This is a genomic window from Micromonospora sp. NPDC000442 (assembly GCF_042898635.1).
In the GTDB taxonomy this organism is placed as follows: domain Bacteria; phylum Actinomycetota; class Actinomycetes; order Mycobacteriales; family Micromonosporaceae; genus Micromonospora.
The window spans coordinates 86,068-99,549 of sequence record NZ_JBIAYZ010000022.1 but is presented as its reverse complement, the minus strand read 5'-3'; the positions used below and the strand labels follow the sequence as shown (position 1 = coordinate 99,549).

Genomic DNA, 13,482 nt, shown 5'->3' with positions numbered 1-13,482 from the left:
TCCGGCATCGCCCACCTCCACAACATCATCCTCACCGGATGACACCAACATCGTTACCCGGCAACGCCTCCACCGAGTTACGAGACGTCCTTTAGTCCGCTGCCTTCTCGACGAAGTTTTCGGTCCCGAGAATTTCGTTTCCCAGATTTGCGTAACCAAGACGGCCGGGGCAAGCAGCGAGTTGCTTGCGGGGGTTGCCGATTACATCATTTGGTTCGGTAAAGACATAAAGAACACCTACTATCAACCCCTCTACAACTTGAAGACCCCAGGCGAAAGCGGGGCACTCTCCTACAACTACGTTGAGGAGGCGGACGGGACGCGACGGCGCCGAATGCCAAGAGACGCAGACCAACACGACCTCCGCGCCCTTACCTTCGACAACTTTACGAGTCAACGCCCTCCAGGTGACTTCCCCATCGAGTTCGAGGGTCGAATTTATCGACCCACGCCGGGATTTTGGAAAACGGGACAAGGGGAGCACGTCGAACGTCTTAAACGAGCACGACGGTTGGCGGTAACAGGCAAAACTCTCCGCTACGTCAGGTACCTTGACGATTTTCCGGTAACCACTCGATCTAACGTTTGGACGGATACTGGGACTGGCAGCTTCACTGAGGCGAAGACCTACGTCGTGCAGACGGGTACTAAAATCGTCGAGCGTTGCGTGCTAATGTGCACTCGTCCTGGCGACCTCGTTCTTGATCCGACCTGTGGGTCAGGTACCACCGCATATGTGGCTGAGCAGTGGGGGCGGCGGTGGATCACCATCGACACCTCGCGGGTGGCGATCACCCTCGCTCGGCAGCGGCTGGTCGGTGCCAAGTACCCTGCCTACCTGCTCGCCGACTCCCTTGAGGGTCGACTTAAGGAGCGGGAGGTTTCCGGCGCTGAGCCGCCACCCACCGCACCCGGAAACGACATCCGCAAGGGTTTTGTCTACGAGCGTGTCCCGCACGTGACGCTCAAGTCCATCGCCAACAACCCGGACATCAAGGAGGGCATGAGCCGCAAGGAGATCGACGCGGCGATCGCTCGTCATGCCGAGACCGAGTTGCTCTACGACCGTCCCTACGAGGACAAGAAGCGCATCCGCGTGGCCGGCAGGTTCACCGTGGAGAGCCTGTCGCCGCACCGACCGGCGAACTTCTCGGTCGGCGAGGAGCAGGCCAGCGGGACCGATGTCAACGCCTACGTCAAGACGATCCTGGACAACCTCGCCAAGGCAGGAGTGCAGAACGGCTGGCGAAACGAACGGCTGGAGTTCGCCTCACTGAATCCGTACCCCGGAAAGTTCGTCCATGCGGAGGCCGCGCGACGCAACGACGAGGAGGGTACGTCGGCGCGGATCGCGGTCAGCGTCGGCCCGCAGTACGGCACAGTGGACGCCGACTGGGTCAAGGACGCGGCTCGGGAAGCACTCAAGGGCGTCGGTTTCGACATGCTGCTGGTGTGCGCGTTCGGCTTCGACGGGCGAGCTAGCGAGGCGGCCGGCGAGTTCTCGCCGGAAGGCAACGACTTCGCCACCGTCGCGGAGCAGCGGCAGCTCGGTCGCCTTCCGATCCTGTTGGTCCGGATGAACGCGGACCTGGCGATGGGCGACACGCTGCTCAAGAAGACCGGGACGGCCAACCTGTTCACGGTCTTCGGCGAGCCGGACATTGCCATCGATCCGGCGCCGGATGGGCTCGTGGTCGAGATCCGCGGTGTCGACGTCTACAACCCCACGACCGGGGAACTGCGGCCGGACCACGGCGTCGCAGACATCGCCCTGTGGATGATCGACACCGACTACAACGAGGAAGAGTTCTTCGTCCGCCACCTCTACTTCGCTGGCAAGGATGGCAAGCCGGACGGGCTGGATCCTTACTCCCGACTGCGCAAGGCACTCCGCGCGCAGATCGATGAGTCGGCTTGGGAGAGCCTCTACGGCCACCGCTCTCGCCCGTTCCCCCGACCTGAGTCAGGGAAGATCGCTGTGAAGGTGGTCAACCACTACGGCGACGAGGTGGTCAAGGTCTACGAGGTCTGAGCCGGCGAGTACCCGTACTCGGCCAACCGGTTTCGGGCAATGTCCAGTTCCTCGTCGGTGAACAGCCCGGCGAACCGGTCTTGCAGCACGACGGCCTCCACGGAGAGGTCGAGCCGACCCTTCTCCCAAAGGGCAGTGAAGCCGCTGGAAACCGACCCCGCCCGGATCAACCTTCGGGCTGCCTCCAGACCGCCTACTTCCTGCACCATCTGTAGGAAGTAGGCGGCGTTGTAGCCCGCCTCCTTCTTGGCCTTGCGGTACACATCCAGCATCGCGCTGTGAAAGTCCGCAGCGGACTTCGGGCCGGGCTCAGCAGAGGACTGTCGTTGTGGCGCAGGGCGGCTTCGCCGCTGTTTCGAGACGGTATGTGATTCAGGGGGCGTCATTGCCGGTGGGCGATGAGCGGGGTTCTTGCTCAGGGCGATGTGGTCGGCCAGACCCGTGCCGAGATGCTGCGGGCGGGGCAGGCCGCTGGCCAGCAGCGCCCGGGTTAGCGCGGGATAGATGTCGCCGAGTGTCAGCAGCGGCCCACCGCCAGGAATGCCCTGCCGCAACGCCGTCAGCAACTCGCCGCTGAATGCGGTGAAGCGTGCGCCGAGCGGCGCGACAGCGGTTTCATGGGCAGGCGCGGACGTCAGCGTGTAGGTGCCCCGGATGTCGAGTGTGCCGCGGACCATGGAGGCGGTGTCCGACATTGCTTCCGCAGCCCGGCCCGAGAAGCAGCAATCGAGGATCAGTACCCGGTTCTGGGCGGGACTCTCGGCCAGCGCGGATCGGAACCAGTCCAGCGGCACCCCTGAGTAGCGGACGCGTCGTGGGTCCGGGTTGGTGTCGCCAACAGCCAGGAACAGGTCACCGCGTTGGCCCAATACTCCGTGGCCGCTGTAGTATAACACGAGGGTGTCTAACGCCTCGTCGGCGACGGCATGGATGGCGTCGCCCACCTGTTGCGCCGTCGGATCGGTCAATACTCGACAGCCCGTCTCATCGAACCCACCGAACTCCGGATCGGTGAGCACGTCGGCCAGCGCTTGCACATTGTTGACCACGGCAGGAAGGGCATGCAGACCCGGGTAGCTGAACTGTGATGCCCCGATGAGCAATGCCCGCGATGCCTGTCGCTCCGGTAGCCGGGCGTTCATGGCACCACCCGGCCGGGGGTCAGCAGGGCATACAAATCTTTAACGGACTCCGCGTTGTTGGCCTCGATCTCCACCCTCCGGACGGTCTCGCCCGTGTCGCTCTCGACGAACTCCACGCTGATGCGTGCCCTTCGCGTCTGTAACCAGGTGGAGAGCGCGCCGGCCAGTACGGCGCCGGCACCACCACTGCCGAGCGCTACGGAAAGGATCTCCATAGCACTGCCCATGTCCTCCGGACCCGGTTGGCGGGGCACCGTCCTGACCCTCCCCCGGAAGTCATCGGTGCGTTGAAGCCAGTCGGCCAGGGAATACAAATCGCTGGGATTCCCATCAAGGAGCGACATGTTGATCAGCGCCATGAGGCCATTATCCATTAGGGAGAAACGAGCAGTTGTTCAAGGTGCTGGCGCGTCGTCCCCCACAGAGCACCCAACCGAATGCGTAAGGAGTTCATGTGAAGATCCGTTGAGGGTACCCGTCGGCGGCGTCGAACCCTCGACTGTCCGCCAGATGGTCGTCCGTTGTACTGTCCGTGACATTAAATCCGTCGACCAGGTTCGGGTTCCGTTCCCGGCTGACGAACTGGGAGCACCATCGTGTCGCACGTCGATCCGCGCTTCGGTGTCCTACTCCGCACCCTGCGCACGCGCCAAGGTCTCTCGCTACGTGCGCTCGGTCAGCTCGCGCATCGAGGCAAGAGCCACCTGCACGACCTGGAAACCGGCACGAAGGCTCCCACGCCTGAGACGGCCCGTCACCTCGATGAGGTACTGCACGCAGGCGGGTCACTCGCCTGTCTGGTTCACCAGCCCGTCGACCACGACGCTGAGGCCGGTGAACTGCTGGCCCGGGTCCGGGCAAGCGATGTGAGCGCCGAGACGCTCGCCCGGATCGAGGCGGGTGTGGACGATCTGGCAAGCGCGTATGCGACCACTCGGCCGGTGGATCTGCTGCCAAGGGTGCGGAGACAGCTGGCCTATGTAGGGCGGCTGCTGGACGGTCGCGGGACGTTGGCGCAACGGCGACGGCTCGTGGTCGCCGGTGGTTGGTTGTCAGTTCTGCGGGCAACAGTGCATATCGATCTTCTGCAGCGGTCTGCGGCCGGCGCGCACCTGAGGACCGCCATGGCGTTCGCGGAGGATGGTGAGGATCCAGAGGTCCAGGCATGGTGCCTGGAGACACAGGCGTGGGATCGGCTGACTCGGGGCGACTACCGGCCGGCCATCGGTCTCGCGCAGCAGGCTCAGCGAGCGGCTCCCAGGGGTAGCTCGGCGCACATTCAGGCGACCGCTCAGGAGGCACGGGTGTGGGCGCGGCTGTCCGATGTACGACGGACGCGTGATGCGCTGGATCGGCTGGATCGCTTGACGGCGAACCTGTCCGTGCCGGAGCGAGCCGAGCACCACTACCGGTACGACCCGACGAAGGCGTTGGCATATACGGCGACGACGCTGTCGTGGGCGGGCGATCCGGCGGCTGAGCAGATCGCTCGGACCGCTCTGGCGGAGTTGGATCCGCACGGCGACGGTGGAGAGCGGCCACGGCGCTCTGCGTCGGCGCGTCTGGATCTCGCCATGGCGCTGCTGGCCGCCGACCAGCCGGACGAGGCAAGCGTGATCGCCGCCGACGCGGTCCGGTCGGGGCGGGTGGTGTCGTCGAACTGGTGGCGGGCGCGAGAGGTGCTTCGGCGGGTCGAATTGACCGGCACAGTGGAGGCGGCGGCATTCCGTGAGGTATACGAGGCATACCGGCCCAGCCGTTAGCGGACAGCATGCGCCACCAGCGGACAGCTGCTAGCTTTCCGTCACTATCCGCTCACCCCATGCTGTGATCAGTGGCGGGAGCACTGCAAACAGTCGTCAGGGTAGATCGCGAACCCCGCCCGTAGCTGGTGCGGTGGTAACGATCCTTGGTTTGATCAAGCCGTCGCACCCCTACCCGCGGAGGTGGGGATGAGCGGTATGGACAACGCTGGTACGCCAAGCAGGGGCGAGCGGATCGAGGCGGCCGAGCGGGAAGCGGCGCGGTTTCGGTTGCTCGCGCAGGCCGAGGCGGAGCGGATACCTGTCGAGGAGACGACGCGGGCGGTGCCGGATCGGCGGCGGCGTGGGTGACGAGTTGTTGCCGATCGGTCGGCGGGTGGCGTACTGGAGGGGGCGGCGACGAATGTCGCAGCAGGTGTTCGCCGACCGGTTGGGCAAGTCGAAGAGTTGGGTCGACAAGGTCGAGCGGGGTGCCCGGTCGCTGGACAAGGTGTCCACGATCGCGGAGATCGCCGCTGTGCTGCGGGTCGATCAGTCGGTGCTGCTGGGCCGCAACGTCCGCGCCGTCGCCGACAGCGAGCGGGCCGGCTCGGTGGAGCGGATCCGGGCGGCACTGTCAGCGTACGACATCGCGGTGGGCCGGCGGGTGCCGGACCGTGACGTTTCGGCGGCAGCTCAGGTGACGCGCGGCGTGGCTTACGCCTGGACCACCTACCAGCACGCACGGTACCCCCAGTTGACCGACCTGCTGCCCGAGCTGATCAGCGGGGCGCAGCGCGGTTTCGCCCGCGAGCCGGTGTCGGGGCGCGTGCCACTGGTGGAGGCGTACCGGATCGGCGCGGCACTGCTGACGAAGCTCGCTGAGACCGAGTTGGCCTGGTTGGCCGCCGACCGGGCGATGACGCTGGCCACCGGCGATGCCGTGCTGGTCGCCACGGCAGCGGTGCAGCTCGGGGAGGTGCTGCGCGCCACCGGGCGGGCGCGATCAGCGGTGTCGACCGTGCGGACCGCCGCGTACCGGATCGCCCCGCCGGACCTCGACGGCGGCTCGCCGGCGCAGTTGTCCCTGTGCGGCACGTTGCTGGTGCAGGGTGCGTTGGCGGCGGCCGGCGAGGGCGACGAGCGCACCGCCGCCGACCTGCTCGACGAGGCCGCCGACCTGGCAGACCGGGTGGGCGACGGTCATGACCACCATCGCACCGCCTTCGGGCCCACTGCCGTCGCTGCTGCTCGGACCGCAGTGGCGCTGGAGTTGGGCGACGCGGGTGAGGCGGTGGCCTGGCATCGGAGGACGGTCAGACGCGACGGTTGGCGGTGGTTACCCGTCGAGCATCGCGCCGCCCACCTGATCGACGTCGCCCGGGCGCACCTGCACGCCCACGATCCCACCAGCGCGGCTCGGACCCTGCTGCAAGCCCAGAACACCGCACCCGCTGAGGTACGGCACCGGCCCGCCGCCCGCGATCTGCTCGCTGACGTGCTCCGGAGCCGACACGCCCCGACGACGATCGTCCAGCTCGCCGCAGCCCTCGGGGTGACGGCAACATGACCGCGCCGCTGCTGTCCCTGGCCCAAATTCTCAATCGACTCGCCCTCACCGCCCGCCGAACCCTTCGTGATCATCAACCGTTGGACGGCACCTGCCCGATCTGCCACACGGCGGACTGTGCCACGGCAGCCGCTGCGCGTGACGTGCTTGACGCCATCACGCAACTACGCTGGCACCGCCTGGCGGCCCCGCCGCACATCGTGTCCTCCGTGGAACCCGGCGTGGGCTCCGCGCTGACCGACACCCCGAGCATTGACCGTCGCCGTGGCGTGTCGAGTCGCTCGACTGCAAGTGATCAATTCGGGACGGCTCCTCAGGTGGGGGTGTCGCGGCGGCCGAAGGTGGTGAGGCCGATCGTCAGGAGGGCTGCGGCTACGGCGGTGAGGAGCACCAGGGGCAGGACGGTGACGTCGACGGCGGGCACCGACGGCACATGGGTGTACGGGGAGAGGTTCAGCGCCGCCTGCGGTAGGTCCAGCGCGGCACCCAACTGGCCGAGCAGCAGGAACACGATAAGCACCGCCCAGCTCAACGCGACCGACAAGCGGGGCAGCGCCCCGAACAGGACGGTCACCACCCCGGCTACCACCAGCAGGGCCGGCAGCCACAGCAGCGCCGCGCCGGTCAGCTCGACGGTCCAGCTGACCGGGTCACCGACCGCCAGCCCGTAACCGAGGCCGGTGGTGGCGCCGGCCAGCAGCATCAGCGCCAACGCACCGAGCACCGCGCCGGCCACCTGGGTGCCCAACCACCGGTAGCGGCTCACGGCGGTGGCGAGCAGCGGTTCCAGGATGCCGTCGGACTCGTCGCCCCGTACCCGCAGCAGGGCCTGTACGACGTACGCGCCGAGGGTCAGGGCGAACAGTGCGAGCATCGCCGCCAGGAAGGCGTCGACCAGTTCGGAGCCGCCACCGAGTTGGGCGATCGCCTCGGCGGCGGCCGGGTTGTCGGCGATCATGTCGTCGACCTCGTTGCCGGCCAGGCCCATGGCGAGGCCGAGCACCGCCACCGCGACCGCCCAGCCGGTCAACGCGCCCCGGTGCAGACGCCAGGTCAGTCCGGCCGGGCTGAGCAGGCCGGCGGCGGCGGTGGCCGGCCCGCGGCGGGCGGCGAGCAGGCCGGCGCCGAGGTCGCGCCGTTCGGCAAGCGCGTACGCCCCGGCGACCCCGACGACCAGCAGGGCGACCGGCAGCGCGAGGACCCACCACCGTTCGTCGCCGAAGGCACGGATCTGGGTTCCCCAGCCCAGCGGCGACAACCAGGTCGGCCAGGCGCTGTCCAGGCGTACCCCGTCGGCGGCGCGTTGACCGAGCACGTCACCGGTGGCCCGCAGCAGGAACGCCACTCCGACCGTGGCGGCGGCGAGCGCGTTGCCGCCTCGGGAGGTCACCGAGAGCTGGGCGGTGACGGCGGCCACGCCGGTGAAGGCGAGGCCGACACCGGCGATCGCGGCGGCGGCGGCCACCGATCCGGCGGCCGGCAGCCCGGCACCGATGAAGGCGAGCGCGAGCAGCGCACCGGCCAACACGTTGGCGCCGACCACGACGACCAGGGCCGCGGTGAGCAGCGCGTACCGGCCGACGGCGGCGGCACCGAGCAGTTCGGCGCGGCCGGTCTCCTCGTTCTGCCGGGTGTGCCGGACCACGGCGAACGTGCTGAGCAGCGCGGCGAGCACGGCCAGGGTGAGGTACGTCTCGGTGACCACCACGGCACCGAGGTCGGTGCTGGCGACCGGGCCGTTGAACGCGCGGGCGACGACACTGGTGTTGGCCACCTCGGCGTACCCGATGCGGTTCTGCTCGTCGGGGTAGAGGCTGGCCACGCTCTCGGCGAGGGCGTAGCCGATCAAAGGGCTGCCGAGCGTCCAGATGGCCAGGCGGACCCGGTCGCGACGCAGGGCCAGCCGGGTGAGCCGGCCGGTGCCGGTGAAGGCGCTCATCGGGTGCCTCCGGTCGTCGCCTGCCGGTCACCGTTGACGGCCTCGCCGTAGTGCCGCAGGAACAGTTCCTCCAGAGTGGGCGGTGTGCTGGTAAGCGCTCGGACCTCGAAGCGGACCAGGTGGGCCAGGAGCGCGTCGAGGTGTTCGGGCTCGACCTCCAGCCGGACGCGACCGTCGACGGGGCGGACCTCGTGCACGCCGGGCAGCTCCGGCAGACCGGTCACCGGCCGTCCGGTCTCGACGGTGACGGTGGTACGCGCCAGGTGCCGCAGCTCGGACAGGGTGCCGGACTCGACGATCCGGCCCTCCCGGATGATGCTGACCCGGTCGCAGAGCGCCTCGACCTCGGCCAGCACGTGGCTGGAGAGCAGGACGCTGGCGCCGGCCTGGGTGAGCTGGCGGACCTCCTCCTGGAACACCGCCTCCATCAGCGGGTCCAGCCCGGAGGTGGGCTCGTCCAGCACGTACAGCTCGACGTCGCTGGCGAAGGCGGCGACGATGGCGACCTTCTGCCGGTTGCCCTTCGAGTAGGTGCGGCACTTCTTCGTCGGGTCCAGATCGAAGCGCTGCAGCAGCTCGTCGCGGCGACGGCGGTCCAGCCCGCCGCGCAGCGCGCCGAACAGGTCGATCGCTTCCCCGCCGGAGAGGTTGGGCCAGAGGTTGACGTCGCCCGGCACGTACGCCAGGCGCCGGTGCAGCGCGACCGCGTCACGCCACGGGTCGCCGTCGAGGATGCGGACCTGACCGGAGTCGCGGCGCAGCAGGCCGAGCAGGATCCGGATGGTGGTGGACTTGCCGGAGCCGTTGGGTCCGAGGAATCCGTGCACCTCCCCCGGTTCCACCGTCAGGTCGAGCCCGTCGAGCGCGCGTACGCCGCCGAAGGTCTTGACGAGGTTCTCGATGGAGATCACGGACATGGTGCCTCCCGCCGTACCGGTCTCTGCCGAACCCACTGTACTTACCGATGGTAAGGGGTCGACGCGAGGCGTCCCACCCGGCGGTCAGGAGGCACTACGCTTGGCGCATGACCTGGGAGGAGACCGACGGCACCCGCAGCCGGATCCTGCGCACCGCATCGGACCTCTTCGCCGAGCAGGGCTATCAACGCACCTCCCTGCGGCAGATCGCCGAACGGTTGCGACTGACCAAGGCCGCCATCCTCTACCACTTCCCCAGCAAGGCGCATCTGCTCACCGCACTCGCCGAACCACTGATCCGCGACCTGGAGGCGCTGCTGGACGAGGCCGGGGCGCTACCCGGCCGGCAGGCGAGATGGGCGCTGCTGGAGGGCTGGGTGGACACCATGCTCGCGCACCGCGGCCCCCTCGGCATGCTCTTCCACGACCTCGCGCTCGTCGACCGGGGCAGCACCTACCACCGACTGATGCAGATCGCGATGCGGGCCAACGAGATCGTCGCCGGACCGGACGCCGGACGCCGGGACCGGGTCCGGGCGGTCCAGGCCATCGCCATGTGCAGCGACCCGGTGGTGTTCATGATCGACGTTCCCCCGTCGGTACTGCGGGGCGACATGCTCGACGGCGCCCACCGCCTGCTGGACGAGACGCCAGCCGCCGCCCACACCGGAACGACCGGCGAACCCGGGACGGACCACGAACCCGAGCCGACCAACCAGGCCGCGACGGTCAGGACCGACACCGGGGCGGCGCTGGATTACCCTGGGACAGCCAGCGGAGCCGGAGCCACCGACGCGGCCTCCGCTACCGCAGCAGCGGGCCGGGTGGGCCGGCGGCGGCCGGGACGCCCGCGGTCGATGAGCCCGGAACAGGTGCGGGCGGCCCGCCGGATGCATCTGGCGGGCACCCACTCGGCCGACGAGATCGCCGCCGAGTTCGGCGTGTCGCGCGCCACCGTCTACCGCCACCTCGAACCGGACGACGATAACGAGACGGTTCTAAGATAGTTTCGAGACACCACTGAGACGTTCGTCGGGGGCGGCCGGGCCGCCCCCGACGGCAGGTCACCGCACCAGGCCGAGCCCGGTGTACGTGCGCTCGTGTGCCGGAAACTCCTCGTCGGTGTGCGGCGCGTAGATCCAGGTACGCAGCGAGTCGGCCGCCGTGTCGATCTCCACCAGCCGCACCGGGTTGGTCCGGCGGGAGTGGAACGTCTGTAGGAAGGAGTGGACCCGGTTGCCGTGGACGCCGGTGTCCACCCGGGAGGCCGCCGTGCCGGTGTGGCCGGAGAAGACGAACCGGATGTTGGGGTACCGCGCCACGAGATTGTCGAAAAGGTACCGCGGACTGGTCGAGCCGTAGCCGGCCGACTGACCGATCGAGGCGTCGCTCTCCAGGTAGTGGTGCGTGACGATCACGACGTTGTGCCGGGGATGGGCGGCCACGACCGCCTTCGCCCAGGCGACGGCCGCCCGGCGTGGCCACAGTTCCAGGCTCAGCACCAGCCACCGCACCCCACCGGCGGTGTAGGTGGCGTAGGCGTTGTCCACCTTGCCGGCCTCGAACCGGCCGCGCACCGCCCCGAACCGCCCCGCCGTGAAGTAGCGGTTGAACACCGTCGTGTCGCGCAGCAGTCGCCCGGCGGGGCTGCGTAGTTCCCCGTCCGGGCCGGCGGCCTGGGTGTCGTGGTTGCCGACGGCGAGGGTGTACGGCATGCCCGCCGTCTCCAGCGGACGCAACGCGGCCCGGGCCCGTTCGTACTGCACGTGGCCGGGTGAGTCGTAGTTGACCACGTCGCCGGAGTGCGTCACGAAACGCAGGTCGAGGGGGACGCGCTGGGCGACCAGCCAGTCGACGCGCTGGCGCAGTCGGGTGTCGTCGGCGGACAGCACCTCCTCCTGGGTGTCCGGAACCACGGCGAAAGTGAAGGTGCTGTCGACCGCCGGAGGCGGCTGCATGCGCACGTACGCCAGGTGTGCGTTGCGATCGCACGCGCCGGTGTACCGGTCGTTGACCAGCTCGACCCGGACGTCGTGCCGGCCCGCCGGCAGCTGCCCACCGACCGGATAGCTGCCGTAGTCGGTGGCGCTGGTCACGGTGACCTCGCCGATCAGCTCGCCGCCCACCCGGACCCGCAGGGTCGGCCAGCCGTCGCAGTGGTCGCCGATCGCACCGACGACCAGCCGCCCGGCGCCCGGCACCGGAATGCTGGCGTAGCTGGCGTTGTGCCACAGCGTGGCGTGGGTGCCCGACGGCGGCCGGGGCGTGCCCGTCGCCGGTTGGATCGAGCCGTTGACCACGGTGAACGGCGACGCCGCGTGCGCCACGCCGGCCAGTACGCCGGCCGACAGCACGACCACGACCGCCATGATCGCGCGCGTGATCCGCATGGATGCCCTCCCTGTGCACACCTCCGGCAGCTGCCGGACATCGGGATGCTAAGGCAGACCGACCGGACATTCCGGCACCGCGACATTGACACGCAGTGACGTTAACCTCGGCGAAACGTGACCGGCGGCGCGGTGGAGCTGTCAGCCGACATCGACCCAGTCCAGCGTGCGCTGCACCGCCTTCCGCCAGCCGGCGTAGCCGCCCGCACGCTGCTCGGGCGACCAGGACGGCTGCCAACGCCGGCTCTCGTTCCAGTTCTCCCGCAGCTCGTCGGTGTCCCGCCAGAATCCGACGGCCAGTCCGGCCGCGTAGGCCGCGCCGAGGGCGGTGGTCTCGGCGACCACCGGCCGGCTGACCGGCACGCCGAGGATGTCCGCCTGCAACTGCATGCACAGGTCGTTGACGGTGACGCCGCCGTCGACCTTCAGGCACTCCAGCGCTACGCCCGAGTCCCGCGCCATGGCCTCGGCCACGTCGCGGCTCTGGTAGCAGATGGCTTCCAGCGTCGCCCGGGCGATGTGCGCGTCGGTGTTGTAGCGGGAGAGGCCGACGATCGCGCCCCGGGCGTCGGATCGCCAGTACGGGGCGAACAGGCCGGAGAAGGCCGGTACGAAGTAGACGCCGCCGTTGTCGTCGACCTGGCGGGCGAGGTCCTCGCTCTGCGCCGCACTACTGATGATCTTCAACTGGTCGCGGAGCCACTGCACGGCCGAACCGGTGACGGCGATCGAACCTTCGAGGGCGTAGACCGGTGGCTGGCCGGCGAACTGGTAGCACACGGTGGTGAGCAGCCCGGCCTCGGAGCGGACGATCTCCGGTCCGGTGTTCAACAGCATGAAGTTGCCCGTACCGTAGGTGTTCTTCGCCTCGCCCGGCGCGAAGCAGACCTGACCGACGGTGGCCGCCTGTTGGTCGCCCAGGTCCCCGGTGATCGGGACCGGGCCGGCGAACGGCCCGTTGGGCAGGGTGACGCCGTAGGCGTCCGGATCGGACGACGGGACGATCCGGGGCAGCATGGCGCGCGGAATGCCGAAGATGGACAGCAGTTCGTCGTCCCAGTCCAGGGTTTCCAGGTTCATCAGCATGGTCCGGCTGGCGTTTGTGGGGTCGGTGACGTGGGCACCGCCGTCCGTACCACCGGTGAGGTGCCACAGCAGCCAGGTGTCGGTGTTGCCGAAGATCGCCTCTCCGCGTTCGGCGTCCGCCCGCACCCCGTCGACGTTCTCCAGAATCCACTGGATCTTGCCGCCGGAGAAGTAGGTCGCCGGTGGGAGGCCGGCCTTGCGGCGGATGACCTCGCCACGCCCGTCGCGCTCCAGCGCCGAGGCGATCCGGTCGGTCCGGGTGTCCTGCCAGACGATGGCGTTGTAGTACGGCCGGCCGGTGCGCCGGTTCCACACCACCGTCGTCTCCCGCTGGTTGGTGACGCCGAGGGCCGCCAGGTCGCCCGCGGCCAGGCTGTGCGTGTTCAGCGCCGTCCGCACGACGGTCTGGGTCCGCTCCCAGATCTCCAGCGGGTTGTGCTCGACCCAGCCGGCGCGCGGCAGGATCTGCTGGTGTTCGAGCTGGTGGCGGCCGACCTCGTTGCCACCGTGGTCGAAGATCATGAACCGGGTGCTGGTGGTGCCCTGGTCCACGGCGCCGACGAAGTCAGCCATGCGGTTCTCCTTGTCCTGGTCCTCGCTGCGGTACGGCCTCGGGGTAGATCCTTCCCGATGTCCGCGCCGCCCACCACGAACGCACGGTCCG

11 protein-coding genes are annotated in these 13,482 nt (G+C 68.9%); 5 read left to right on the top strand and 6 right to left on the bottom strand.

Going from position 1 to position 13,482, the window contains the following annotated elements; genetic code table 11:
• The first annotated feature begins 49 nt into the window (after positions 1–49).
• On the top strand, positions 50–2,032 hold the full coding sequence (locus tag ACFY2A_RS26425) for a DNA methyltransferase (RefSeq protein ID WP_387175467.1): 1,983 nt from the start codon (positions 50–52) through the stop codon (positions 2,030–2,032).
• Here the strand turns inward: ACFY2A_RS26425 and ACFY2A_RS26420 are convergent.
• Both ACFY2A_RS26420 and ACFY2A_RS26415 read right to left on the bottom strand, forming a co-directional pair.
• Positions 2,020–3,174, bottom strand: a complete 1,155-nt coding sequence (locus tag ACFY2A_RS26420; protein WP_387175452.1) for a caspase domain-containing protein — start codon at positions 3,172–3,174, stop codon at positions 2,020–2,022. The genes ACFY2A_RS26425 and ACFY2A_RS26420 overlap by 13 nt on opposite strands.
• Positions 3,171–3,533 (bottom strand): hypothetical protein, encoded by a 363-nt coding sequence (locus ACFY2A_RS26415; RefSeq protein ID WP_387175450.1) that lies wholly within the window; start codon positions 3,531–3,533, stop codon positions 3,171–3,173. The genes ACFY2A_RS26420 and ACFY2A_RS26415 overlap by 4 nt, the downstream gene beginning before the upstream one ends.
• 234 nt (positions 3,534–3,767) lie before the next feature.
• Between ACFY2A_RS26415 and ACFY2A_RS26410 the strand changes: the two genes are divergently transcribed.
• The 3 genes from ACFY2A_RS26410 (at position 3,768) to ACFY2A_RS26400 (ending at position 6,486) form a co-directional block, all read left to right on the top strand.
• Positions 3,768–4,937, top strand: a complete 1,170-nt coding sequence (locus tag ACFY2A_RS26410; protein WP_387175465.1) for a helix-turn-helix domain-containing protein — start codon at positions 3,768–3,770, stop codon at positions 4,935–4,937.
• Positions 4,938–5,126: 189 nt separating this feature from the next.
• Positions 5,127–5,288: a hypothetical protein gene (locus tag ACFY2A_RS26405; protein ID WP_387175448.1), complete on the top strand. Its 162-nt coding sequence runs from the start codon at positions 5,127–5,129 to the stop codon at positions 5,286–5,288.
• 52 nt (positions 5,289–5,340) lie between these two features.
• On the top strand, positions 5,341–6,486 hold the full coding sequence (locus tag ACFY2A_RS26400) for a helix-turn-helix domain-containing protein (protein ID WP_387175446.1): 1,146 nt from the start codon (positions 5,341–5,343) through the stop codon (positions 6,484–6,486).
• A gap of 313 nt (positions 6,487–6,799) precedes the next feature.
• On the opposite strand, the gene ACFY2A_RS26395 is transcribed toward ACFY2A_RS26400, so the two are convergent.
• Together ACFY2A_RS26395 and ACFY2A_RS26390 are read right to left on the bottom strand one after the other, a co-directional pair.
• A complete protein-coding gene (locus ACFY2A_RS26395) occupies positions 6,800–8,425 on the bottom strand; it encodes an ABC transporter permease (RefSeq protein WP_387175444.1) in 1,626 nt (541 codons plus the stop codon).
• Positions 8,422–9,342, bottom strand: coding sequence for an ABC transporter ATP-binding protein (locus tag ACFY2A_RS26390; protein ID WP_363922244.1), 921 nt, complete (start codon positions 9,340–9,342; stop codon positions 8,422–8,424). The genes ACFY2A_RS26395 and ACFY2A_RS26390 overlap by 4 nt, the downstream gene beginning before the upstream one ends.
• Before the next feature lie 107 nt (positions 9,343–9,449).
• Here ACFY2A_RS26390 and ACFY2A_RS26385 point away from each other — a divergent pair, with 107 nt between their 5' ends.
• Positions 9,450–10,349 (top strand): TetR family transcriptional regulator, encoded by a 900-nt coding sequence (locus ACFY2A_RS26385; protein WP_387175442.1) that lies wholly within the window; start codon positions 9,450–9,452, stop codon positions 10,347–10,349.
• A gap of 57 nt (positions 10,350–10,406) precedes the next feature.
• Here ACFY2A_RS26385 and ACFY2A_RS26380 read toward each other — a convergent pair whose 3' ends face one another.
• Positions 10,407–11,732 (bottom strand): carbohydrate-binding domain-containing protein, encoded by a 1,326-nt coding sequence (locus ACFY2A_RS26380; protein ID WP_387175440.1) that lies wholly within the window; start codon positions 11,730–11,732, stop codon positions 10,407–10,409.
• 141 nt (positions 11,733–11,873) lie between these two features.
• Positions 11,874–13,391: a glycerol kinase GlpK gene (glpK, locus tag ACFY2A_RS26375; protein ID WP_363922238.1), complete on the bottom strand. Its 1,518-nt coding sequence runs from the start codon at positions 13,389–13,391 to the stop codon at positions 11,874–11,876.
• Positions 13,392–13,482 lie beyond the last annotated feature (91 nt).

What these genes read in the sequence shown, in the direction of transcription:
- ACFY2A_RS26420 (WP_387175452.1), bottom strand. Translation starts at nt 3,174, where the DNA reads ATGAACGCCCGGCTACCGGAGCGACAGGCATCGCGGGCATTGCTCATC.
- ACFY2A_RS26415 (WP_387175450.1), bottom strand. Translation starts at nt 3,533, where the DNA reads ATGGCGCTGATCAACATGTCGCTCCTTGATGGGAATCCCAGCGATTTG.
- ACFY2A_RS26405 (WP_387175448.1), top strand. Translation starts at nt 5,127, where the DNA reads ATGAGCGGTATGGACAACGCTGGTACGCCAAGCAGGGGCGAGCGGATC.
- ACFY2A_RS26400 (WP_387175446.1), top strand. Translation starts at nt 5,341, where the DNA reads ATGTCGCAGCAGGTGTTCGCCGACCGGTTGGGCAAGTCGAAGAGTTGG.
- ACFY2A_RS26395 (WP_387175444.1), bottom strand. Translation starts at nt 8,425, where the DNA reads ATGAGCGCCTTCACCGGCACCGGCCGGCTCACCCGGCTGGCCCTGCGT.
- ACFY2A_RS26390 (WP_363922244.1), bottom strand. Translation starts at nt 9,342, where the DNA reads ATGTCCGTGATCTCCATCGAGAACCTCGTCAAGACCTTCGGCGGCGTA.
- ACFY2A_RS26385 (WP_387175442.1), top strand. Translation starts at nt 9,450, where the DNA reads ATGACCTGGGAGGAGACCGACGGCACCCGCAGCCGGATCCTGCGCACC.
- ACFY2A_RS26380 (WP_387175440.1), bottom strand. Translation starts at nt 11,732, where the DNA reads ATGCGGATCACGCGCGCGATCATGGCGGTCGTGGTCGTGCTGTCGGCC.
- glpK (WP_363922238.1), bottom strand. Translation starts at nt 13,391, where the DNA reads ATGGCTGACTTCGTCGGCGCCGTGGACCAGGGCACCACCAGCACCCGG.